We start from the raw sequence: 24763 nt of genomic DNA on the forward strand, positions 1-24763 counted from the left end.
TAAAAAATGCATAGAATCACTGTATATGCAGACAGAAAATTAGAGCAAAAATAGGTTTATCTCAAGTAAGAATGATTATCATTATTTATATAATAATAAACACCATTTAAGATTAGTGATACTAGTTAATAGTTTAATTAATAATTGCAGGATGAAAAAACACAGAGAAAAAATATTATAATTCAATTGATTGAAGTTAAAATTAAGCGCACCATACACGGTACGCTTCTAAAGAGGGTATACTACTATTTCACAAAACTGCCGATCACCATCATCAACAGCAGCTCAATTACATTAGAGTTTATTACTTATTTACTGCCGCAAATGTTTCCGCAATACGTGCAACATTACGGTGATTAACACCCGCCATACAGACTCGACCATTACCAACCAGATAAACAGCAAGCTCTTGGCGCAAACGATCCACCTGTTGCTTGCTAAAACCGGTATAACTGAACATTCCACGCTGTTTCAGCAAATAATCAAAGTTTTTCTCTGGTAATGCGGTTTTCAGGGCATCCACCAGCACTGTGCGCATTTCCAAAATACGCAAGCGCATACGCTCAACCTCTTCCAACCACTGCACTTTCAACGCAGAATCAGTCAGCACCTTAGCGACAACCAGTGCACCAAAATTCGGTGGGCTAGAGTAGACACGACGAACACCCGATTTCAATTGCCCCAACACTCGCTCTTTAGTCTGCTCATCATCGCAAATAACAGACAAGCCACCAACACGTTCACCATACATAGAGAATATCTTAGAAAAAGAATTACTTACCAAACAAGGCAATCCGGCTGTCGCCATAGCACGAATGGCATAAGCATCTTTTTCCATACCATCTGCAAGCCCCTGATAAGCAATATCAAGGAATGGCAGTAATTCTCTCTCTTTAACAATCTGAACAACCTGATCCCATTGATCATAGGTCAAGTCAGATCCTGTTGGATTATGGCAACAAGGGTGCATCAAAATAATGCTTTTTGCTGGTAACTTCTCGAATGTTTCCAGCATTTCACTGAACTTTACCCCTTTAGTCTGTGTATCAAAATAAGGGTAATAGTTCACCTTAATACCAGCACCTGCAAAAATAGCAGCATGGTTTTCCCAGGTTGGATCACTGCACCATACTTCTGAATCAGGGAAATAACGATGCAAAAAATCAGCACCAATTTTAAGAGCGCCAGAACCGCCTAATGCTTGAATCGTTGCCACTTGCCGCTGTTTCAACACTGGATGATCTTTACCAAATAACAGTTCCTGAACCGCGAGACGATATGCTTCCAAGCCTTCCATTGGCAGATAAAGAGAGGCCGTCTGTGATAACGCTCTAAGGTGTTCTTCTGCGGTAGCCACCGCCTGCAATTGCGGAGTCACACCCTGCTCATCGTAATAAAGCCCGATGCTCAGATTAATTTTTTCCGCACGAGGATCTTTTTTAAATTCTTCAGCCAGCGAAAGAATAGGATCACCGGCATAAGCATCAACATTCTGGAACATCAGGCTTTACTCCTTATTAGTGAATTATTTCATGAACAATTAACCTACAAAATCATTCGTCCAGGTACTCCATTACCACTCTGGAAGTGAGTTTGGTCACCAACTCATAAGTGATGATACCCGTGCATTCAGCAATCCGTTCCACTGGCAGCACATCTCCCCAAAGAACTGCTTCATCACCGACTTTATCTGTCGCATCTGGCCCCAAATCAACGGAGATCATATCCATCGAGACACGGCCAGCAATCGGTACTTCACGGCCATTAATATATATTGGTGTTCCTGAAGGAGCACTACGCGGATAACCATCACCATAGCCGATAGCCACAACCCCAAGACAGGTATCGCGTTCACTGATCCAAGTCCCACCATAGCCAACCGCCTCGCCAGCTTTATGCTTACGAACCGCAATTAAGCTCGATTTTAAGGTCATCGCGGGAATCAAGTTAAAATCCGCTGCCGTTTTATCGGACAATGGCGAGACACCATACATCATCAGCCCAGGACGCACCCAATCCTGATGAACTTCCGGCCACAACAGGATACCTCCCGATGCATCAATAGATTTTTCTCCCGGTTTGTCAGTACAGAAAGCCTGAAAACAGGCTATCTGCCGGCAAGTTGTATCTACTGTTGGTTCGTCAGCCCTGCCAAAATGGCTGACAATGTTGACCGGTTGCTGTACATTTTCACAACGACTTAACCGTTGGTAAAATTCTTCGGCATCTTCCGGCCTTACACCTAAGCGATGCATCCCGCTATCCAGTTTCATCCATACTTTTACCGGATGAGATAACTTAGCCTGCTCCAGTGCTTCCAACTGTTCAATACTGTGAACTACAGTTTCAATATGGTTAGCAACCAATACCGGCAAATCAGCCGCATCAAAGCATCCTTCTAATAATAGAATCGGTTTGACGATACCACCATGACGCAACGTCAATGCTTCACCAATTCGCGCTACACCGAAACAATCGGCGTCGTCCAGCGTATGTGCTGTCTCCAGTAAACCGTGGCCATAAGCGTTTGCTTTCACAACTGCAATCAGATTGCTTTTAGGGGCGATCTCCCTTACCCGTTGCAAATTATGTCGCAGAGCGCGGCGGTCAATAACTGCGGTTGCCGCTTTCATTCTATTCCTTAAATTTATTGATTCTTTGGTGGTTAATACTTATTCGTCGTCATAACTTGGTCCGGCATAGTTATCAAACCGCGACCATTGGCCATTAAACGTCAGGCGAACTGTACCGATTGGGCCGTTACGCTGCTTACCAAGAATGATTTCAGCCACACCTTTCATGTCGCTGTTCTCATGGTAAACCTCGTCACGATAGATAAACATAATTAGGTCGGCATCCTGCTCAATAGAGCCGGATTCACGTAAATCAGAGTTAACCGGGCGTTTATCTGCCCGCTGTTCAAGGCTACGGTTGAGCTGAGAAAGTGCAACCACCGGCACTTGAAGCTCTTTAGCCAACGCCTTTAATGAACGGGAAATCTCTGCAATTTCTAGGGTACGGTTATCAGATAAGGACGGAACACGCATCAATTGCAGGTAGTCGATCATGATAAGACTCAATCCACCATTTTCACGAAAGACACGCCGGGCGCGGGAACGGACTTCGGTAGGCGTCAGACCCGATGAGTCATCAATATACATATTGCGTTTTTCCAGCAATATTCCCATCGTACTGGAGATCCGCGCCCAATCCTCATCATCAAGCTGGCCAGTGCGGATACGAGTCTGATCCACTCGAGAAAGAGATGCCAACATACGCATCATAATCTGGTTGCCAGGCATCTCAAGGCTGAAAATCAGAACCGGCTTATCCTGCGTCATGGCTGCATTTTCACACAGGTTCATAGCGAAAGTAGTTTTACCCATAGAAGGGCGCGCAGCCACAATAATCAGATCCGATTTCTGTAACCCTGCGGTTTTCTTATCCAGATCCTGATAACCGGTAGAAACACCGGTTACGCCATCATGAGGGCGCTGATAGAGTTGTTCAATACGCTCCACCGTTTCCTCAAGGATACGTTCTATTCCTTTTGGCCCTTCATCTTTACTGGCACGATTTTCCGCAATCTGGAATACCTTCGATTCTGCCAGATCCAATAATTCTTCGCTGTTCCTACCCTGCGGATCATAACCTGCATCTGCAATTTCATTCGCAACGGCGATCATATCGCGGACAACAGCACGTTCACGGACAATGTCTGCATAAGCATTAATGTTAGCCGCACTTGGCGTATTTTTTGACAACTCGGCCAGATAAGCAAAACCACCTACATTACCCAGGTCACCACTTTGCTCAAGAGATTCAGATAACGTAATCAGATCGATTGGATTACCCATCTCCAGCAATCGCTGCATTTCAGAAAAAATGCGCCGGTGTGGACGGCTGAAAAAATCGTTGCTAGTAACACGTTCGGATACATTATCCCAGCGTTCGTTATCTAGCATTAAACCGCCTAGTACAGACTGCTCTGCTTCCAAGGAATGTGGCGGAAGCTTCAGTCCTTCCATTTGGCGATCTTTAGGTTCGACCGCTTTGTTGTGAGTTGATTTTTTTCCCGCCATGAATCCCGCAATAATCTACTGATAAATCTGCAACAGCACATGAGTATACGCTATGAAGTGCCTTGAGTAATTATATATAGTTTGTAATTATTTCTGACACACTAAAGCCCGTTTACAATGAGTTCAACTGTTACGTATAAACGTGTTCTACCAACATTTAAGAGGTTGAGTCATGGCAAAATATATCGAATTTTCCACAACTGGCGGCCCTAATGTCCTGAAATATTGCGAATTCACCCCTAAAACCCCTGCCGATAATGAAGTTCAAGTAGAAAACAGAGCTATTGGAATCAACTATATCGATACCTATATTCGTAGTGGACTCTATCCACCGGCGCAATTACCAAGTGGCTTGGGTATTGAAGCCGCAGGCGTAGTAACCAAAGTTGGTTCTGCTGTCACAACCATAAAAGTCGGCGACCGTGTAGTTTATGCACAATCAAATTTAGGTGCTTACAGTGAAGTGCATAATGTCGCGGAAAACAAAGTCGCTGTTCTGCCAGATGCCATCTCCTTCGAACAAGCTGCTGCTTCTTTCCTAAAAGGGCTGACAGTCTACTATCTTCTACGTCGTACCTACAAAATCCAGTCCGGAGAACCCTTTTTGTTTCATGCCGCCGCCGGTGGCGTTGGACTAATTGCCTGCCAATGGGCAAAAGCTTTGGGTGCAAAACTGATTGGAACAGTCGGTTCTGAAGAGAAAGTACAACGCGCTAAAGATGCCGGTGCATGGCAGGTTATTAACTATAACCGTGAAAATATTGTCGAACGAATTTATGAAATCACCAACGGCGAAAAAGTCGGTGTAGTTTATGATTCTGTTGGCAAATCGACCTGGTTAGATTCACTAGATTGCTTAAAACGTCACGGATTAATGGTCAGTTTTGGTAACGCATCCGGGCCTGTTACTGGTGTCGATTTAGGAATTTTAAATCAAAAAGGTTCACTATTTGTTACCCGCCCTTCTATCGCCGGCTATATTTCAACGCGAGAAGAATTGGATGAAGCAAGTAAAGAATTATTTAATCTGATTGCCAGCGGCAAAATTAATGTCGATGTACCCGACAATCAGAAGTTCCCGCTAAGTGAAGCGACCAAGGCACATCAGATTCTGGAAAATCGAGCAACACAAGGGTCTTGTTTACTGATCCCTTAACGGTAAGTTGAGCGGATTATTAACTAAGCCAGCAAGTCTAATATACTCGTTATCTTTCAAGTTGCCTTTTGTGGCTGCACTCACCCCAGGAGCATAGATAGCTATGTTCCCGGGGGTTCGCTCCCTGACCGTCGCGATGCACCTTGAAATCTATTGGGTATACAAAGCTTTTCATTTACAAAGTAATAAATTTTTTACGTAGGTTGTTGGTGACATCCACGATATTTTATCACATGTCAAATAACCATCATTTTTTAACTTATAATCAACATAAAAAGAGATAGGTAAGCTAATGACAAATGATGCAATCATCAATCTACTCAGGTACTTAACAAGTATCTTATTGTATTTAGGTAATCTATCAAATATAAAGAAAAAAATAGAACCTGATAAAGAGTAAAATATTATAGGGAAAGATAGAATACTTATAATAACTGCGCTGGAGAATGTTATTTCATCTTTCATTAATACTAATGAAACAGCAGATTTAATAATGAAGCACATCAGAAATGTAAGGAATAATAACAATATTACTCCACCCAAGGCTTTTAAATATTTGCTATTCACCTAATTCTTCCCATCGTATAAAAAAAATATTGTAAGTCTGCTTCCGGTGTTCTTGGCTTTCTCTTCATTTCTTCTTTCAAAAGTGCTATTAATTTTTCGCTTATTCCATATTGCTTATCAACAAGATCTATACCCAATAGATTTCAAGTTGCAGTGCGGCGACAAGAGAACGCATCCCCAGGAGCATAGATAGCTATGTGACTGGGGTAAGTGAACGCAGCCAACAAAGCAGCAGCTTGAAAGATGACGGGTATAAACCGATAGCCGCTAGAATTCCAACAACTAAAACTATTCCCGCAACAACAATAATACTTCCACCTACCAAAGCAGTGGCAGTTAAAAGTGATCCTACAATCCAAGAGGAAGCAGCAATAATAGCAGTTTTAGCCATATCCATTGTTATGTTACCGATAAAATCGGCTAAAGTATATTCATCCTTAAAAATACTTTCTATCAATCTATAACCAATCGAAAAGACAATACAGAATCTAACACCTTTGATAATACTAGCATTAAGACCCTGCTGTCCTATCCCCATGGCTAACATTTGAGGGTGGCTAGCACCGTATCGGGTTCCCCTGACAAGACGCCTAAGACCAGCATGACCTGACAGATGAATATATTTTTTCCCATTTTCTCCCACATAAGTTTTTGCAGTAATACTTAACCTCTTAAATTCCCGGCAAACATCAGAAAACCCATGTGAATCATAAATATTTCCCGCATAGGTGGAAATAGGATCTGTGACAGAAAATACATACGCCATAGGATTTTTTTTCTTGTTATCTACTTCCGTGCCTCTTGCAAATTCGTCTCCGTAACTTAGATTTTCTGCTTCCGTGCCTCTTGCAAATTCGTCTCCGTAACTTAGATTTTCTGCTTCCGTACCTCTTGCAAATGCTTCTCCATGACTTGGGGTTTGTGGATGGGAGGGACTAATATCCTCAATAATGCTTTTGGCTTGCGCTAATGTGAGAACAAAGTGATATTGGGTATTATCACTCAATACTTTTTCTAACCCAACGGCATCAAAAAATTCATGCTGGGGTTTTAGCTGATTAATCCCTACATTACCCCTTAAAAAATCGCCCATATAACCATCCTGTTTCGTAACTCAGGCACGGACGGCAGCCACTTTTCGGCTTCTCCCGATAATTCAACATTATAAGAGTAACCTTTATTAGTTCGCACTTTCCGATACTCCTTGCAATACTCCAGCATAATTTTGGGAAGTGATTCACCAAACCTGGTCAGTGTGAGCGGACGTTCAAAGCCATGTGCCTCCATAAAAGACAGATAAGCATGATACAGATACATTCTCGGTGCACGTGGGTGATATTCTTATTCCCTATCTTCATCCCAGCAGTATCAGCCACGGGCATCAAATAACCACAAATTAATTTATTCGAGCAGTTTCACACAAATATATAGATATCTATTTTTGTCCGATAATGAAGAACTAACTCGAAAAAACAAATTAAAGCACAGTAAAAAATCACGCAATACCCATAAATATTTTAGTGCTCAATTCTCATATATGACTGTGCCTTTAACAGTAAAATGAGCGGATATTACATCCGCTCTGTTACCATAGCCAACGCCTGTTCTACAACGGAAATATCTGCGCCCGGTTTATGAGCATTCTCACTAAGATGACGACGCCACTGACGCGCCCCCGGAATCCCCTGAAAAATACCTAAAATATGGCGAGTGATATGCCCTAAATATGTTCCTTGTGAAAGTTCTTGCGCTATATAAGGATAAAGCGCTCTGACCACTGCAACGGTATCAACTACCGGCATTGAAGCATCAAATAATTCATGATCAACTTGTGCCAAAATAGCCGGATTCTGATACACCTCACGCCCAACCATAACCCCATCTACATGTTGTAGATGCAGCTTCGCTTCTTCCAGCGATTTAATACCGCCATTAATAGCAATCGTTAATTGAGGAAAATCTTTTTTCAGCTGATAAACCCGTGGATAATCCAACGGTGGGATCTCACGGTTTTCTTTTGGACTTAAACCAGAAAGCCAGGCTTTACGGGCATGAATGGTAAATATATTGCACCCACTGCGTTGCACAACAATATCAATAAAATCACACAGGAATTGGTAACTGTCCTGTTCATCAATACCGATACGGGTTTTAACGGTCACCGGCACATTTACCACATCCTGCATGGCTTTAACACAATCAGCGACCAGTTTAGCGTCTCCCATCAAACAAGCACCAAAACGGCCATTTTGTACCCGGTCAGAGGGACAACCTACATTCAGGTTAATTTCATCATAGCCACGTTCCTGAGCAATCTTCGCACAATGCGCCAACGCCTGCGGATCACTGCCCCCCAGTTGCAATGCAACCGGGTGTTCCTCTTCACTATATGCCAGATAGTTGCCTTTACCGTGAATAATCGCCCCCGTTGTTACCATTTCGGTATATAGCAGAGTTTGCTGACTCAATAAACGATGGAAATAACGGCAATGACGGTCCGTCCAATCGAGCATTGGGGCAACAGAGAAACGACCAGGCCATAACTTATTGGAAATATTGGCTTCTTTGTTATTTACAATTTCTTTATTTTCATACATTTTTACTAATTTAACTCTCTCAATCTCCCAAATATCACAGGGAATCAAACACGGAAATCGTGGTAATATCACTTATTATAACATAGGTACTGATGATATTAGAAAAAATCACTACACAGTTAGTACAAAATAGATAAGAAATATATTTACCTGGAGAATCATACCTCAGAAAATTAGCTAAGCATAAGACAAAGAATAACAAGAAAAATAAGTTACTTAACTAATAAAAATAGCTATTCTTCAAATATAATATTGGAGAAAATCACTATTAGATTATCAAAGCAATATATTTTCACCCTAATTTATAGCCGGTATACCAAACGAATTTCATAAATAATTCGTAAAATAAAATTTTTATTATCCTTTATGAAATATACCCAATAGATTTCAAATTGCAGGGCGGCGGCAAGTGAACGCAGCCAACAAAGCAGCAGCTTGAAAGATGAAGGGTATATACTGATACATGATAAAGCTATCACGGGTAGGTTCCAACCAAATATATAACATTGAATATCTATTATGTAAAATAGCAAACTCTCACTTCAGATGTTTATCATCATATAATGATATGAAAACTATAAAAAATTATTAATTATACATGTAAATATAATTAAATATTTACATGTATATTTTTCAATTAATCAAACATATTCGTACTAAACTGAGTATGTTTTTGAGTCAATTAATTAGATCCAATATCATCATGCCCTTCTTCAAACTCCCATTGAATATTATATTTGTCTATAAAATAAAAATACCTTATCTTGCCTATAATCTTACAGGTTTCTTGTTTTAGAACAGTATTTTTTTCATCTTCCTCATTAAAGAACATAAACTCATCGCTCGTGATTTCATCTATCTTATAGGCTTTATATAATGGTGATGGGTTTATCAATCTGACACCAGGAAAATTTTTTACGTGCTCAAATACACTATCTATATCTTGTACTCTAAAACAAATATGCCCGACACCACCAATGTCATTAGCCTCTTTTAACTCAACCCTTTTTATTCCAGTTGGATTGTGATATTCCATCAATTCAATAAAAACCCCAGTCCCGGGAATTTCCAGGAATGCTATTGATACATCCACCTGATCAGCGTTATCAATGAAACCAGCTGCTTTTGAAAAACCGCTATTTTTAAAATGAGGAAATAATTGCTTTGGTATGGCACCAAATAAATTCTTATATAAATCAATTGCTTCATTAATATCATCTACGACGATATTAATATGACCTAATCCTTTAAAGTTTATCATTACTTTTTTCTCCGCTAGTTTTATATCAATCTTCTGTTTATATAACGTACAATTTGGTTTGCAATAAGAGAATAAAAAATTATTAAAACAGAATTAGTAACCATATTCGTTAAAGTAAGACTATATATTATATCAGAATACATTTCATTAAAAGCTAAATAATCAGTTATCGTTGTATATACCACAACAACTACTGCAAATGAGAGTATTGACGATGTGATAAAAGATAATTTTTTATTTCTGTAGAAATAAGAAAATATTATAGAATTTAAAACAAATGCCACGAATGAACCAAATATATTAGCAACAAATAAATTAGAAATTGGATTAAAAGTATTATAATAATCTATACTTTCCTTAAAAACATCAGGATAGGGCATGGAAATTACAATGTTTGTGATCAAAATCATAATTAAATTAGTGATTGCCTCTAATGCTATAATGAGCAGGACTGTTTTTCTTGTATTAAAGCTGGAGAAAATATCTACTATGGAGAAACATAACATGTAAGTAACTGTAGAAGGGATTATTACATAATCACCAAAACTCACTAACCTGTAAGCGATCAAATGTGAAGTAATTGACAAACAGATAAATAATGAAGCAAAAACAATATTATAAAACTCAGATCTATTTCTGGTTTCCAATCGATTATAAGCCATCTTTCTTTATTTCCATTTTAATATTATCCAAGAACTCTTTCTCTGTACAATTTCCATCATTGAACAATTTTAAGAAAATATCATAATAAGTAATATATTTTACTATCAATAACTTGTCACTCGTTGCCAAATTATTGTAATAGCTATCTGCAAAACTTCTTAATTCCATTGACGAGTTTATATCGTGCTTATTGATATGGTAAGAAACAAAGAAGTTTCCTGAAAATAACTTTAAACTATCAATCTTTACGTGCAAATTTTCTTCTTTCAATAAATCCTTCAAATAATAAAAATAATCAATTGCCCTGCGAAAAATCGACATTATAAATCCTCCATTCACAAATAGTATAGACATTTCTTTGATCGTATAAATCCTTACTTTCCACAACCTTGCAATAATCTTCTGCTACATATAAATACTCATGAAAAAATACCGATTCAATCTCGAATTCCTTTGAACAACAAACAGCTATCTTGTTCTTCTCAATTTGTTTCGCAAAAGGTCGATTACCCAGGAACCGGGCTGTGAGCAAATATTGAGTATCTTCGCCTAATTCTTGCCCTCTCATGTATAATCCGAGAGAAAAATAGTTATCTATCAAAGGGACCCTATATATTTCAGGGTTCCGAAAATTTCCTTTACCACTAATCAACCACTCTGGATTTAAATTTAATCCTTCCGCAATCCTATTCGAGAGCTTTGATTCATCAAGATTATTTCTAATAATGTAGTTTAATGATTGTTGGGCCAATCGACAACGCTTTGCGGCTTCCGCCTGAGAAATATCCAGCTTATATAGGACAAATTTCAATCTATCTGCAAGATTTTTCATATATTAACATTATCTTATTGATTTTTAATATTTTTACAGATTTATTCTTAATAAATCCTTTCCCTGTTTATGGTTATATCTACAACCAGTATTATGTAATACCTTAATAGTTACAGATTATAACTAACATTATGAAAAAGTTATCTATTTCTTAGCAATTTATACGTTAATTTCTCCCTGAAAACTACAAATTTATTATTAAAATACAAAATACTTGTTGAAAATTTATGTGTGAGTAGTTACATTAAACTTGTTGAGTTTTTATAAACTTTGGTTAAGTATATTTACAGGTTCCTTCTCATATAATATTTATTTGAAATAGCTATATATTTTTGAACTCAGGGTTTATTACAGCTAAAAAAGAATCACCTTAGTCATACACAAATACCCAGTCTTACTGGTTATGGAAGTGAACTCACTGTACAAACACTTATATAATTTTGGAGAATTATTGTGGACAAAAAAGATTGGCATCCAGCTGATATTATTGCCGCTTTAAAAAAGCAAGGAACAACCCTTTCAGCCGTATCTCGCAAAGCAGGGTTAGCATCATCCACACTGAGTAATGCATTACACCGCCAATGGCCAAAAGGGGAAGCCATAATTGCCACAAAACTAGGATTACCCCCTTCCGAAATATGGCCTTCCCGTTACCAAAAGAAAACCAATAGTGCGAATAAATTACTTTCAGACGAAAGTACAGCGAGAAATATAGAAATGAATCAGAATGTTTTTCATAAGCTACATTATAGTGAAGAAAGAGCTATTGATTCACGAGAGTGAAATTAATCTATAGCGGATAGTTGACAATTAAAATTTAAGTTTTTTATCCCCCAAATAACCATACAGTTAATCTTTGGGGGAGATTTAATTTCTATTCTATCACTCTGGCAACCCTGGCCAATCAATATCCATTTCCTGTGAAATATCTACCCGATTAAGCATTACCCTATATTCTTTCCAGGCCAATAAAGCCGTTTTTTCTTCCTCCGTGGCAATGTTTAAATCGACAGCATCCTGTAATAATGCGATTTGGTTTGTTGCCTCGGTCATTAGTTGCTGTTTTTTGAGTTTAGCATGCCGTTGCAATTCTTCGTTTGTCGGTGGTGGAATATCCGCCCATTCAGGTAAACCATTTTTACCCGCTATACGATATTTACCTTCTGGAGCACTACCAGCTGCATATTCCTGATAAATATCGTTACTGACCTCAGTAATATCATCTGGCAATGAACCAGCAGCAATATAATTTTGTTTCAATTCTATGGGATAGAATGCATTCTTTTTTGCACTATAATAATACATAATTAATATCCTATCGCTATCCAAAAAAACGGGCTATTCCATTTGGCATTTACCCATGAATTAAATAATTCGAAAGATGAATCATCAATCAAATTTACGTATCCAATAGCTGCCCCCATAATACCTATTTTGCTTTGAATCGGATTAATAATTACGGAGTAATCCATACTGGAAAAACTAATTGGTAGCTGAATACGAGATACATGACCGCCGTGAATAACATCAGTTCGTCCCCATTGATAAATTACATCGGTGTCTCCACATCTCCACCAACCATTAATAGCTTTACCCGCTGTATTCTTATTGCCTTTAGTCTTAATTTGCTCGTCTACTTCTGATTTGGTGTATGTTCCTATATCCACTGCATCCAAATGTATATCTTCAGATAGTTCTTTACTATTTATTTTACGAATATTCGGTACTCTGTGACTAATATTTTCATTCAACGAGTTTATTATTTCCTGGGCAAGTTTTTGCGTAATCGCCAACGTGTCACTATTACCAACAACATCAGTAAGTTGAATAATACCTTTTTGTGTCAATGAAGCATCTGGAATGTCTTGCTTGATTTTTTGTTCTAAGGCTGTATTTAATTGTGTAGAGAATTTTACTATATCACCATCATCTAAAACATCATCACCACATTGTGTAGATATAAAATCAGCCACCACAGATGATACAATTGACGATTGACGTAACACCTTATTTAATAAATCAATGGAAATGATATTTGGTGGCATTCCAGTATTAAGATACTGACTTTCTTCATATTCTCCCTGAGAAACAACATTAGCATCCTGGTTAACAGAAAAAGCTTTAAAATCATTTTTATTACTCATAAACTCTCCTTAAGAAAAAATCAATATTTTCATTAAATAAAATTTTGAGTTAATAGATATTAAAATATTTCCCTTACCATCGAATATAACTTTTAGATTTCATTTCAAGCATAGCCTCTTTTTAATAAATAGTGATGAAAATTTTTAATAACAAAATGTGATTAATTATTTCCTTACAATTTCTAGAAATTACAATGAATTATTGAAACCAAATTATTTCCCATCCTTTTTCTATCTCTTCCTCAGACCTTTCTATTTCGTCATAAATACTCTGACATAAGCTAATTTGACAACACCAAAACAGAACAAAATAAACTATTATGTCTTAATATTAACTTTAAAATTCTGATATCATGGCAAAAAATCCTTTATGACAACAGGCTTTATAAGCTCACGAAAACATTATTAACTCATTTATTAGCTTTAAATACCCAGAATACGTCTATTCTTAATATGTAGACAAATTCTATTGTCAATACTTATAAGCCTACTTTAAGTAAGGGAGAATTGTATGCCATCAAGAAGAGACGTCATGGTTGGAGGGTTAAGTCTTGCTGCTGCTGGTATTCTATCCACAGTATCTTCAGCCAATGCTGCAACTGCTAATATAAAACTGCAAGGAGCTTATAAAGCAAATAGCACAGAAAAAAACCTTGATATCATTAATCTTTATGACTTAGAAGAAGATGCACGCAAATTAATTCCTGCCCCCCATTTTGGTTATATTAGCGGTGGTTCAGGTGATGAATGGACTTTACGTGAAAACACCAGAGCCTTTGATGATTACCAAATTATTCCACACTATCTCGCAGGAATAAAAGATCCTGACACAACAACCGAATTACTCGGTAGCAAAGTAGATATGCCTATTTTCATTCCCCCAATGGCGGCGCATGGACTGGCTCATACTACCGCAGAATTAGGGACAGCCAAAGGAGCTGCCAATGCTGGCACACTCTTTACCGCACAAACACTTTCTAATTCATCTCTTGATGAGATAGCAAAGATAAGTAAAGGCCCCAAATGGTTTCAAATTTATTTTACCAAAGATATGGGCATTAACCGTGAACTTATACACCGGGCTAAAGCCATGGGTGCAACCGCGATAGTATTTACGGTTGATTTAGAATGGAATGGTAACAGGGAGGCCGATAAACGTAATAAATTTGTCTTCCCAAATTCACTGCCGTTTCCTAATATCCCTAACGCTCCTGTTGGTGCAACATTAAAAGAGATCACTTCTATTTTTAAACGCGATCTTGATTTCAAAGATTTGGAATTCCTTGCCAGAGAATCAGGACTTCCTGTTATCGTAAAAGGTATTCAATCCGCCGAAAACGCGAAAGAATGTGTTGACTACGGAGCCTCAGCTATTCAGGTATCTAATCACGGTGGCCGGCAATTGGACACTGTCCCGGCAGCAATCACTTCATTACCAGGCATTGTTGAAGCTGTTGGGTCTAAAATTCCCGTCTATTTAGATGGAGGTATCCGTCGCGGCGTTCATGTATTTAAAGCGCTCGCATTGGGTGCTAAAGCTGTCGCTATCGGCAGACCAATTTTATACGGACTCGCATTAGGCGGAGCACCAGGTGTTACATCCGTTTTAAACCTGCTTAAGGATGAGTTAAAACTTTGTATGAAGCTGGCGGGATGCGCAGTTATTAAAGATATCGAGAGAAAGTTTATCAGTTTAATTTAGTGCATTAATTAACTGATAAAAACTGGCCCCGTTTCATGTGAAACATATGATTTCAGGAAACGGGGTAAATAATATTACTTTTAGAAACAATGGATCTTACAATGAAAAAATTTTTTATCTCCCTTGTTGCTACCCTTTTTACATTTGCAGTTCAGGCTACGGAATATGTCATTGATCCTAATCACACCAATGTCCGTTTTCAGATAGATCACTTTGCCACTACCACAAACCACGGAGGTTTTTATCATTTAGAAGGCAAAGTAGAATTTTCACCTGCAGAAAAAAGAGGTGTCGTCGATATATCCATTCCAATAAAAAATATCAACAGCGGTTCAAAATCATTTGATAATCATTTAAAAAGTGCTGATTTATTTGATGAAAAAAAATATCCAGTCATGCGTTTTGTTTCAACAAAGTGGAATTTCGAGGGAGATAAAGTCGAAAGTATTGACGGAAATCTCACATTAATGGGTCAAACACATCCCATTACTCTGAATGCAACAAAGTTTAATTGTTATCAAAGCCCAATTCTTAAGGCTAAAGTTTGTGGTGGAGATTTTCAAACTCAACTAGACCGCACCCAATGGGGAATGAATTATCAGGTTAAAGATGGTATTAGTAAACAAGTCGATTTATATATTCAAGTTGAAGCTGTAAAAAAATAATGAGTGATTATCTTATGTATTAGTTATTTATTCCCCTTGAACTTTTCTTCAAGGGGAAATATTTCATATAAATATTAATGGAGTACACGAGGCGACAATGATTCATAGACATCTATTTCATAAGTTCTCTTCTCATCTATCTTATTGCGTAAGACCTCCTCAACTAATGCAGAGAAGCCAGTCATCATTTGCCGTTCCATAATAACACCTTTGGGTTCAGGCCATGGAAGCTTAGCAATTGGCCAATCGCAATATAATTTATAATAATTAAATTGTTCTAACCTTCCTTTAGTTCTATCAAAGTCATTACTCCAATAGGCATTTCCCAACAGGGAATTTATATAAAAATCATCAAAGTTACCAAAGATTTCATAAATATAATCAGCAGTTTTCAGCATGTTTTTCCATGCCATTTCTTCGCTAATATAACCGGCACAAAAACAGTTACGACTTAAAACGATTGCAAGCCACAAGTCGAATCCCCACACTAATGCAGGTGGGCGCCCATTCACAGACCGAGAACATTTACGAATATAATCAGGCGTTACTTCAACTAATTTGGCAAGAACCTTAAACATCTTTCCATCACTAAGAGCAGCATCAACAGCAAAATGTTTCGAATGCGCGCCATCCCATAAACCAGTTAGCATTTTCATATAACCTTCTTCATCAAGAATCCCCCAGTCGCCATATAATTGGGATTGATGTTCCTGGGCTGCTGATAATGGTAACAAATAATAACAATAATCATCATGGGAAACACGTGACTGTAAAGGATAATGTTCCAATGTTTCACTCCAAAAACCGAGCCAATAGTCACTAACAATATTCAACCGTAATGCTTGACGCTTTTCTTCTGGTAAAAGAGATAAACCAGCCTGTTGATAATAACGCTGTTGTTCCCATTCTGGACGTTTAACAATACGGTAAATAATAACAAAGAGTAATATTACTACCAATAATGCAACACTTCCTACTTTAGCTAAAAGTAAATAATCTTTATCTGGAACAGATACATTACCTATTATCGACAAGACAATTGCTACAAACAATATAATTCCCATACCTACTGCAATCACAAATAGAATATTAATGACTGTATATAAAAGACGGAGAAAAGGAGGCTTTCTTTTCTCACAGAGAATATTTTTTATTATCTGGTAACCTTTAACAGGGAATTGTCTGTAATGAGGCTGATTTTGTAAAAGTTCTTTCGCCACAAATGATTCCTCTTCGGAAATTATCTGTCATACATGATAATTCTTATCTGTGTTATCACAAACTTCAAAGAAACATTATTTTTGCCGCTAAGTATCAATTTAACCAAATTAACTCTATCAGGGGACAATCGCGAGCAACTTTTCTGGATAATATTTTCTATCATAGAAACATGATAACATCACAATACTGTCATCATGCTGGTTGTAAGGGGCGCAATGGAACTAATTAATCAAAAAAAGTTACTGGAACAGGCTGAAGCTATTTGTAAAGCCAGGGGAGTACGTTTGACTCCACAACGGCTTGAAGTTTTACGTCTGATTTCAGAGCAACCTGGAGCAATCAGTGCCTATGATTTGCTGGATTTATTGCGGGCAGCAGAGCCACAAGCCAAACCTCCAACCATCTACCGAGCACTGGAATTTCTGCTGGAACAAGGATTTATTCATAAAATAGAATCCACCAACAGTTATGTACTGTGCCACCATATTGAACAACCAAGCCATACTTCAGCGATGTTTATTTGTGACCGCTGTGGTTCCGTTTCAGAACGGAATGGTGTCGCCATTGAATCTACCATTCAACAATTAGCAAAAACTGCCGGATTCAGCTTGCGCCATACGGTAATTGAAGCACACGGATTATGTTCACCCTGTGAAGAAATTGAGTCTTGCACTGAACGGGATGAATGTCAGCATGACCACAACATTCAGGTAAAAAGAAATAAATAGCCAGTACTGAGTGTTTTGTACAAATCAATTATCAGACTGAAAAGACAATTGCAGAATCACGTTTATGAGACAATCATAACGATGCATTCAAAACATGATTCTGCCGGAATACTGTAATTTCCCAATAACCGCCCAAAAACAGTGATTCAAATTACTATCAGAGCCAGCCACCGCTACGAATTACTCCAACTGCCAACCCTTCAATTGTCAAACTTTGCTCACGTAGATCAACAACTATTGGCTTAAACTCTGGGTTTTCTGCCAGCAGTTCTACTTTATTCCCAGTCTGTTTAAAGCGCTTTACAGTGACTTCATCTTCAATACGGGCAACAATAACCTGCCCATTACGAACATCCTGCGTTTTATGCACGGCTAACAAATCACCATCCATGATCCCAATATCTTTCATGGACATTCCGCTGACTCTTAACAGAAAATCTGCACTTGGTTTAAATAGTGCAGGATCAACCTGATAATGACTTTCAATGTGCTCCTGTGCCAGCAATGGTTCACCTGCAGCAACACGACCAATCAACGGTAAACCAGATTCTTCAAGCAGCAAACGGATACCCCTGGATGCCCCGGCAACAATCTCTATCACCCCTTTACGAGCCAACGCCTTTAAATGCTCTTCAGCCGCATTCGGTGAACGAAAACCAAGATGTGATGCAATTTCAGCCCGCGTTGGCGGCATACCCGTTTGCGAAATGTGGTCACGCACTAAGTCATAAACTTGTTGCTGCCTTGCAGTAAGTGCTTTCATTTCGCCCCCTGTTTGTTTATACAGTCAGGCTGTGAGTATATACAGGTAAATAGCAATTTGGAACCTGTCAGGACGGAAAATCAGCTAATTGTAATACATTACTCAATTATTAAACGAAACTAACCCATAAAAAACTGCCAAAGAATGGCACTCCAGACAATTAATGCCAGAATAATCGTCAAAAAGACTGCCGCCGACCCCATATCCTTCGCCCGACCGGACAGCTCATGGAACTCACTGCTAATACGATCAACTATCGCCTCAATAGCACTGTTCAGAATCTCCACAATCACCACCAACATGACTGAACCAATCAGTAAAATACGTTCAATTACGCTGATGTCGAGATAAAATGCAACAATCACAGCCAATACCGCTACGATTATTTCCTCCCGGAAAGCGGCTTCATTCTGCCAGGCAGCCTTAATACCTTTCACCGAATATCTTGTTGCTTTAATGATACGGCTCAGTCCCACAGATTGATTTTTCATAAATTACTCGCATCATGTATGAGGTTGTTTGCCACTTTTCATGTTTATTATTGTCTTAACTCAACAGATCTCAACACCCGTTTCTGGTATGCTTGCGACCTATTGCTAACAAGAGGCTTTATGTTATTTATGTCAGGTTGGCGTAAAATATATTATAATTTATTGAATTTACCACTAAAAATACTGGTAAAGAGCAAACTTATTCCTACAGATCCCATTACTGAATTGCGGCTCGATACAACGCGTCCAATCTTGTACGTGTTGCCGTATCATTCCACAGCAGATTTGCTGACATTACGTCAGCAATGCCTGGAACAGGATCTGCCAGACCCTTTAACCCCACTGGAGATAGGAGATACCGAACTTCCCAGCTATGTCTTTATTGATAATGGCCCACGTGTATTCCGCTATTACGCACCAAAGCAAGAATCTGTAAAAATTTTCCATGATTATCTGGACCTGCATCGCAATAATTCGAATCTGGATATTCAAATGCTGCCCGTTTCTGTCATGTTTGGTCGTTCACCCGGGCGTGAAGGACAAAGTACCCCACATCTACGGCTGCTTAATGGTATCCAGAAATTCTTTGCCATTCTCTGGCTTGGCCGAGATAGTTTTGTACGTTTTTCCAATACGGTATCTCTGCGTTATATGGCTACGGAGCATGGTACTGACAAGACGATTGCCCATAAACTAGCTCGTGTAGCACGGATGCACTATTCACGTCAGCGTCTGGCAGCAGTAGGTCCGCGTTTGCCAGTCCGTCAAGAGCTGTTTAATAAATTGCTGGCTTCAAAAGCGATAGAAAAAGCTGTCTCCGATGAAGTTCGTACCAAGAAAATCTCACATGAGAAAGCTCAACAGAATGCCATCAACATGATGGAAGAAATTGCCGCAGATTTCTCTTATGAAACTGTGCGACTGTCAGGACGTGTACTCGGTTGGACCTGGAACCGCCTGTACCAAGGGATTAACGTTCATAACGCTGAACGGGTCCGGCGCCTGGCACAAGATGGTCACGAACTGGTTTATGCTCCTTGCCATCGTAGCCATATGGATTACCTGCTGCTTTCCTATGTGCTCTATCATCAGGGTTTGGTGCCGCCCCATATCGCTGCAGGTATTAACCTGAATTTTTGGCCAGCAGGGCCGATCTTCCGCCGCTTAGGTGCATTTTTTATCCGTCGCACTTTCAAAGGCAATAAACTCTATGCCACGATATTCCGTGAATATCTGGGCGAGTTATTTGCACGCGGTTACTCTGTCGAATACTTTATGGAAGGCGGTCGTTCCCGGACCGGTCGTTTACTCGATCCCAAAACGGGTACTCTGACCATGACGTTACAAGCGCTGTTGAGAGGCGAATCACGTCCAATCACTATCGTTCCGATTTATATCGGTTACGAACATGTGATGGAAGTTGCTACCTACGCCAAAGAGCTACGTGGTGCAACTAAGGAAAAAGAAGGCTTTTTCCAGATGATGCGCGGTTTACGTAAACTTCGTAATCTGGGGCAAGGTTATGTAAACTTTGGCGAACCTATCCCGCTTATCCAATACCTTAATCACTATGTTCCTGACTGGCGCGACTCTATTGATCCTATAGAATTCCAACGCCCAGAATGGATTACCCCAACAGTCAGTAAACTGGCTGGGAAAATTATGGTGAACATCAACAATGCCGCGGCAGCTAACGCAATCAACCTGTGTACAACCGCCCTGCTTTCATCACGTCAGCGAGCACTTACTCGTGAACAATTGATCGAGCAACTGGACTGTTATATACAACTCATGAGCAATGCACCTTATGCTGCCGATGTCACTGTACCCAATAAAACCGCAGAAGAGTTGTTAGAACACGCTCTGCAAATGGATAAGTTCGAAGTAGACAAAGATAGTATGGGCGATATCATCATTCTGCCGCGTGATCGTGCAGTTTTGATGACTTACTACCGCAACAATATCCATCACTTATTGGTACTGCCATCACTGATTGCCAGCATTGTTATTCATCATCGCCGTATTAACCGCGAAGAGTTGTTAAGCCAAGTAGCCATCATTTATCCACTGCTCAAAGCAGAGCTGTTTATGCGTTACGACAAAGCAGATCTGCAGGAAGTGGTTAATACTCTGATTAATGAACTTACCCGCCAGTGTCTTATCTGCAACAAAGAACAGGGTATGCTAGTGCTGAACCCAGCACGTATCCGCTCACTGCAATTACTGGCAGCAGGTGTTCGTGAGACACTACAACGTTATGCCATCACCCTTTCTTTACTGAATGCCAATCCTGAAATTAGCCGGGGTATGCTGGAAAAAGAGAGTCGGATGTTGGCACAGCGTCTGTCTGTATTACATGGCATTAACGCTCCTGAATTCTTCGATAAGGCAGTATTTACAACTTCGGTAAATACACTACGCGAAGAAGGTTATATCAGCGATAGTGGCGATGTAATCACAGCCAATACTCAGGAGTTGTATCAGGTATTGAGTGAACTGATGTCACCAGAAATTCGTCTTACTATTGAAAGTGTCAGTTTGCCAGCAGAGCACAACGATACTGAAGAAACGACCAAGGCAGTGTAATTTTTTGGAGTACTGGTGATAATGGGGTTTCCCATTATCACCAGATATATCAGACGTAACTGAAGAAGATACCAAGGAATAATACCAGACCAACATAGTTATTATTGAGGAATGCCTGGAAACAAAGTGTCCTTTCCCGCCCTGAAATCAATTTCTGCTGATAAATGAATAAAGCACCGGCAAGCAATAACGACCAATAATAGATACCACCAAGGTTCATCATCTGGCCTACCAGCATAAGAATCAGTAACATAACTAATTGTAGTAAACCTATAATCAGCTTATCGAAACGACCAAATAGGATAGCAGTAGACTTAACGCCAATTTTTAAATCATCATTACGATCGACCATCGCATACTGCGTATCATAAATCACTGACCACAAGATATTGACCAGAAATAATAACCAGCACTCTAATGGTAAGGACTCACTAACCGCAGCAAATCCCATAGGAATAGACCAGCCATAAGCCGCCCCTAGTACAAACTGAGGAAGGTTACTGAATCTCTTAACAAAAGGGTAAACCCAGGCTAAAGCCAACCCAGCAAATGACAGGTAGATAGTCATTTTATTAAGAATCAGAACTAATCCGAAAGAAACCAGCACCAATATAACAAATAGGATCTTGCTCTCTTTTTCACTGATAGCACCGCTAGGTAGAGGGCGTGTCTTTGTACGTTCTACATAGCCATCGAATTTCCTGTCAGCAAAATCATTGATTACACATCCAGCAGCACGCATCAAAAATACGCCGGCAGTAAAGACCAATAATATGTGCATATTCGGGATACCTTTCCCCGCAATCCACAATGCCCAAAACGTCGGCCATAACAACAATAATGAACCAATAGGTCTATCAATACGCACTAAACGGCAATAAGCCCACCATTTACTTTGCGTCATACTTCCCGCCACTTCTGTTTCTCCCCTCTATTTTAGATTTTACTTTTATACACAGGTGATTCAGGTAAAAAGACTTCCGTTAATAATAATGGCTTGCCCGATAACCTCAGCAACGATCGCCTTGCCCAACGATTTCCATGTTTCCCTCTCTGAATATAGTCCCGCGTTAATTTATTGCTACTAAAAAGATACCGTCCAAGTGGAACTGTTCCTAAATCAACCAATTTTTCATCCGGTCCAGTTAATGTTGCCTCAGGAATTAATGTCCGACCTAATAGCCAGGGGATATTGTCACCATATAACACGATTTCACGCAGCCAATATCTTTGGCTAGTTGGTAAATGCTCACTTTCATCAGCAATTTCTTCTCCTGTGATAAAACATTCCCTGAATGGTACAACATGAACATGGCCACAATATTGTTCAAAACGTCGGGTCATCGAACCTAATTCCATCAACCAATCTAAAATCTCATCAGGAAAATCAGACGAGTTCATCGAAAGCCATTGAATAGGCATTGTTGTTAGTATTGAGTCTGCTGACATACGCTTTTCCACTATGAACAAATTCTTATTATTTGATTGTATAATTAACAGCCACGGAGAATATCACAGTGCGGGTATGCAGCGTAAAAAGTTATAGTAAATTTTGTAAATAATGTTTGAGAAGAATGAGCGAATTATGATAAGCACAATTCGCTTTATAAAGAAGTTAAATTTCTGATTCGGAATGAATGACTAACGCCATGCTTTAAAACAGTTAATCAACCCATTTGTTGAGCTATCGTGGCTAGCAATTACTTCATCATCCTCAAGTTCCGGCAAAATACGATTAGCCAGTTGCTTACCCAATTCAACGCCCCATTGATCAAATGTGAAGATGTTGAGAATTGCCCCCTGTACAAATATTTTATGCTCATACATAGCAATCAATGCTCCCAAACTAAATGGTGTAATTTCACGTAACAGAATGGAATTAGTCGGACGGTTTCCTTCAAACACTTTAAATGGCGCAACATGTTCAACTTCAGCCACAGTTTTACCACTAGCAGTAAATTCAGCATCTACTTGTTCACGAGTTTTACCGAATGCTAATGCTTCCGTTTGAGCAAAGAAATTGGATAACAATTTATTGTGATGGTCACTCAATGGGTTATGACTAACCGCCGGAGCAATAAAATCACAAGGAATCAGTTTAGTACCCTGATGAATAAGCTGATAGAAAGCGTGCTGGCCATTGGTTCCAGGCTCCCCCCAGATGATTGGACCTGTTTGGTAATCCACCGGATTGCCATTGCGGTCAATATATTTACCATTGGATTCCATATTGCCCTGCTGAAAGTATGCCGCAAAACGATGCATGTACTGATCGTATGGCAGAATCGCTTCAGTTTCTGAACCAAAGAAATTGTTGTACCAAATGCCAATCAGCGCCAGCAATACCGGGATATTTTGCTCAAATGGGGTATTGGCAAAATGCTGATCCATCGCGTGTGCACCACTAAGCAGTTGCTCAAAATTTTCAAACCCAACAGAGAGCGCAATAGACAGGCCAATCGCTGACCACAATGAATAACGGCCACCAACCCAATCCCAGAACTCAAACATATTTCTGGTATCAATACCAAACTTCTCCACTTCCTGCTCATTTGTGGAAAGCGCAACAAAATGCCTGGCCACATACGATTCATCACCGGCACTTCTCAGAAACCAGTGACGAGCCGAGTGAGCATTGGTCATTGTTTCCTGTGTCGTAAATGTCTTGGAAGCAATTAAGAACAGTGTTGTTTCCGGGTTAAGTGCTTTTAAAGTCTCCGCGATATGCGTTCCATCAACATTAGAGACAAAATGCATATTCAAATGATTTTTATAAGGTTTCAGCGCTTCCGTCACCATATAAGGACCGAGATCCGAACCACCGATACCGATATTCACCACATCGGTAATTCCTTTACCGGTATAACCTTTCCACTCACCATTAATTACGCACTCACTGAACTCTTTCATTTTTGCCAGCACAGCGTTGACCTGCTGCATAACATCCTCCCCATCAACAATAACAGGGATATTGCTGCGGTTACGCAAGGCAATATGTAGTACGGCGCGATCTTCCGTGCGATTAATTTTCTCACCGGAGAACATGCTGCGAATAGCCTCGGCAACATCAGTCTCTTTAGCAAGTGCCTGTAACTTTTCCAATGTTTCAGTCGTGATACGGTTTTTTGAAAAATCTACCAAAATCTGGTCATCAAACGTCGCGGAGAACTCAGCAAAACGATTTTTGTCCCGTTCAAACAACTCACGTATGTGAATATCTTTTATCTGTACAAAATGCTGTTCTAATGCCTTCCAGGCTGAAGTTTGACCAGGATTGATATTTTTCATGGCTATGCTCTCTATCA

General features: G+C 39.4%; 23 protein-coding genes and 2 pseudogenes. 6 read left to right on the forward strand and 19 right to left on the reverse strand.

What is annotated here, in order from left to right; translation table 11 throughout:
- Positions 1 to 304: 304 nt before the first annotated feature.
- Genes BO26_RS06740 through dnaB form a run of 3 tightly spaced genes read right to left on the reverse strand, consistent with a single transcriptional unit; the run spans position 305 to position 4082 of the window.
- Positions 305 to 1501: an amino acid aminotransferase gene (locus BO26_RS06740; RefSeq protein WP_036770217.1), complete on the reverse strand. Its 1197-nt coding sequence runs from the start codon at positions 1499 to 1501 to the stop codon at positions 305 to 307.
- A 52-nt stretch (positions 1502 to 1553) separates the two neighbouring features.
- On the reverse strand, positions 1554 to 2633 hold the full coding sequence (gene alr, locus BO26_RS06745; protein WP_036770219.1) for an alanine racemase: 1080 nt from the start codon (positions 2631 to 2633) through the stop codon (positions 1554 to 1556).
- 39 nt (positions 2634 to 2672) lie between these two features.
- On the reverse strand, positions 2673 to 4082 hold the full coding sequence (gene dnaB / locus BO26_RS06750) for a replicative DNA helicase (RefSeq protein WP_036770221.1): 1410 nt from the start codon (positions 4080 to 4082) through the stop codon (positions 2673 to 2675).
- 172 nt (positions 4083 to 4254) lie between these two features.
- Here dnaB and BO26_RS06755 point away from each other — a divergent pair, with 172 nt between their 5' ends.
- Positions 4255 to 5238: a quinone oxidoreductase gene (locus BO26_RS06755; RefSeq protein ID WP_036770223.1), complete on the forward strand. Its 984-nt coding sequence runs from the start codon at positions 4255 to 4257 to the stop codon at positions 5236 to 5238.
- Between the two features lie 171 nt (positions 5239 to 5409).
- Here the strand turns inward: BO26_RS06755 and BO26_RS21970 are convergent, their stop codons facing one another.
- The 8 genes and pseudogenes from BO26_RS21970 to BO26_RS06790 form a co-directional block, all read right to left on the reverse strand.
- Positions 5410 to 5805, reverse strand: a complete 396-nt coding sequence (locus BO26_RS21970; protein ID WP_036811720.1) for a DUF1240 domain-containing protein — start codon at positions 5803 to 5805, stop codon at positions 5410 to 5412.
- Positions 5806 to 6070: 265 nt separating this feature from the next.
- Positions 6071 to 6571, reverse strand: a pseudogene (locus BO26_RS24605) (hypothetical protein); the annotation flags it as partial.
- 311 nt (positions 6572 to 6882) lie between these two features.
- Positions 6883 to 7199, reverse strand: a pseudogene (locus BO26_RS06765) (winged helix-turn-helix domain-containing protein); the annotation flags it as partial.
- Between the two features lie 177 nt (positions 7200 to 7376).
- Positions 7377 to 8402, reverse strand: coding sequence for a tRNA dihydrouridine(20/20a) synthase DusA (dusA, locus tag BO26_RS06770; protein WP_036770227.1), 1026 nt, complete (start codon positions 8400 to 8402; stop codon positions 7377 to 7379).
- 682 nt (positions 8403 to 9084) lie between these two features.
- A complete protein-coding gene (locus BO26_RS06775) occupies positions 9085 to 9663 on the reverse strand; it encodes a VOC family protein (protein ID WP_036770229.1) in 579 nt (192 codons plus the stop codon).
- A 20-nt stretch (positions 9664 to 9683) separates the two neighbouring features.
- Positions 9684 to 10325 (reverse strand): VUT family protein, encoded by a 642-nt coding sequence (locus tag BO26_RS06780; protein WP_036770232.1) that lies wholly within the window; start codon positions 10323 to 10325, stop codon positions 9684 to 9686.
- Positions 10315 to 10647, reverse strand: coding sequence for a hypothetical protein (locus BO26_RS06785; protein ID WP_036770234.1), 333 nt, complete (start codon positions 10645 to 10647; stop codon positions 10315 to 10317). Before BO26_RS06785 ends, BO26_RS06780 begins: the two co-directional genes overlap by 11 nt.
- Complete coding sequence (locus tag BO26_RS06790; protein ID WP_036770238.1) at positions 10622 to 11158, reverse strand: helix-turn-helix domain-containing protein; 537 nt, start codon at positions 11156 to 11158, stop codon at positions 10622 to 10624. Before BO26_RS06790 ends, BO26_RS06785 begins: the two co-directional genes overlap by 26 nt.
- Positions 11159 to 11611: 453 nt before the next feature.
- On the opposite strand from BO26_RS06790, the gene BO26_RS06795 reads away from it, so the two are divergent.
- Positions 11612 to 11941 carry a helix-turn-helix domain-containing protein gene (locus tag BO26_RS06795; protein ID WP_036770240.1) on the forward strand — a complete coding sequence of 110 codons (330 nt, stop codon included), beginning with the start codon at positions 11612 to 11614 and terminating at the stop codon, positions 11939 to 11941.
- A gap of 99 nt (positions 11942 to 12040) precedes the next feature.
- On the opposite strand, the gene BO26_RS06800 is transcribed toward BO26_RS06795, so the two are convergent.
- On the reverse strand, positions 12041 to 12463 hold the full coding sequence (locus tag BO26_RS06800) for a tail fiber assembly protein (RefSeq protein ID WP_036770243.1): 423 nt from the start codon (positions 12461 to 12463) through the stop codon (positions 12041 to 12043).
- Between the two features lie 2 nt (positions 12464 to 12465).
- Positions 12466 to 13302 (reverse strand): gp53-like domain-containing protein, encoded by an 837-nt coding sequence (locus tag BO26_RS06805; protein WP_036770245.1) that lies wholly within the window; start codon positions 13300 to 13302, stop codon positions 12466 to 12468.
- A gap of 511 nt (positions 13303 to 13813) precedes the next feature.
- Here BO26_RS06805 and BO26_RS06810 point away from each other — a divergent pair.
- Positions 13814 to 15004 carry a lactate oxidase gene (locus BO26_RS06810; RefSeq protein WP_051690897.1) on the forward strand — a complete coding sequence of 397 codons (1191 nt, stop codon included), beginning with the start codon at positions 13814 to 13816 and terminating at the stop codon, positions 15002 to 15004.
- 101 nt (positions 15005 to 15105) lie between these two features.
- Positions 15106 to 15669 carry a YceI family protein gene (locus BO26_RS06815; protein WP_036770302.1) on the forward strand — a complete coding sequence of 188 codons (564 nt, stop codon included), beginning with the start codon at positions 15106 to 15108 and terminating at the stop codon, positions 15667 to 15669.
- A 74-nt stretch (positions 15670 to 15743) separates the two neighbouring features.
- Here BO26_RS06815 and BO26_RS06820 read toward each other — a convergent pair whose 3' ends face one another.
- Positions 15744 to 16889 carry a DUF1266 domain-containing protein gene (locus BO26_RS06820; RefSeq protein WP_036770248.1) on the reverse strand — a complete coding sequence of 382 codons (1146 nt, stop codon included), beginning with the start codon at positions 16887 to 16889 and terminating at the stop codon, positions 15744 to 15746.
- Between the two features lie 216 nt (positions 16890 to 17105).
- Here BO26_RS06820 and zur point away from each other — a divergent pair, with 216 nt between their 5' ends.
- Positions 17106 to 17618: a zinc uptake transcriptional repressor Zur gene (gene zur / locus BO26_RS06825; protein WP_036770251.1), complete on the forward strand. Its 513-nt coding sequence runs from the start codon at positions 17106 to 17108 to the stop codon at positions 17616 to 17618.
- 157 nt (positions 17619 to 17775) lie between these two features.
- Here zur and lexA read toward each other — a convergent pair whose 3' ends face one another.
- Both lexA and BO26_RS06835 read right to left on the reverse strand, forming a co-directional pair.
- Positions 17776 to 18381, reverse strand: coding sequence for a transcriptional repressor LexA (gene lexA / locus BO26_RS06830; protein ID WP_036770253.1), 606 nt, complete (start codon positions 18379 to 18381; stop codon positions 17776 to 17778).
- 119 nt (positions 18382 to 18500) lie between these two features.
- Entirely contained in the window at positions 18501 to 18872 is a 372-nt protein-coding gene (locus BO26_RS06835; RefSeq protein ID WP_036770254.1) for a diacylglycerol kinase, read from the reverse strand.
- A gap of 129 nt (positions 18873 to 19001) precedes the next feature.
- On the opposite strand from BO26_RS06835, the gene plsB reads away from it, so the two are divergent.
- Positions 19002 to 21458, forward strand: coding sequence for a glycerol-3-phosphate 1-O-acyltransferase PlsB (plsB, locus tag BO26_RS06840; protein ID WP_036770304.1), 2457 nt, complete (start codon positions 19002 to 19004; stop codon positions 21456 to 21458).
- A gap of 49 nt (positions 21459 to 21507) precedes the next feature.
- Here plsB and ubiA read toward each other — a convergent pair whose 3' ends face one another.
- The 3 genes from ubiA to pgi form a co-directional block, all read right to left on the reverse strand.
- Positions 21508 to 22362 carry a 4-hydroxybenzoate octaprenyltransferase gene (ubiA, locus tag BO26_RS06845; RefSeq protein ID WP_036770255.1) on the reverse strand — a complete coding sequence of 285 codons (855 nt, stop codon included), beginning with the start codon at positions 22360 to 22362 and terminating at the stop codon, positions 21508 to 21510.
- A gap of 32 nt (positions 22363 to 22394) precedes the next feature.
- Positions 22395 to 22907, reverse strand: a complete 513-nt coding sequence (gene ubiC, locus BO26_RS06850) for a chorismate lyase (protein WP_036770256.1) — start codon at positions 22905 to 22907, stop codon at positions 22395 to 22397.
- A gap of 192 nt (positions 22908 to 23099) precedes the next feature.
- Positions 23100 to 24746, reverse strand: a complete 1647-nt coding sequence (gene pgi, locus BO26_RS06855; protein ID WP_036770257.1) for a glucose-6-phosphate isomerase — start codon at positions 24744 to 24746, stop codon at positions 23100 to 23102.
- Positions 24747 to 24763: the final 17 nt, after the last annotated feature.

This window comes from Photorhabdus australis DSM 17609 (assembly GCF_000711895.1).
Taxonomy (GTDB): Bacteria; Pseudomonadota; Gammaproteobacteria; order Enterobacterales; family Enterobacteriaceae; genus Photorhabdus; species Photorhabdus australis.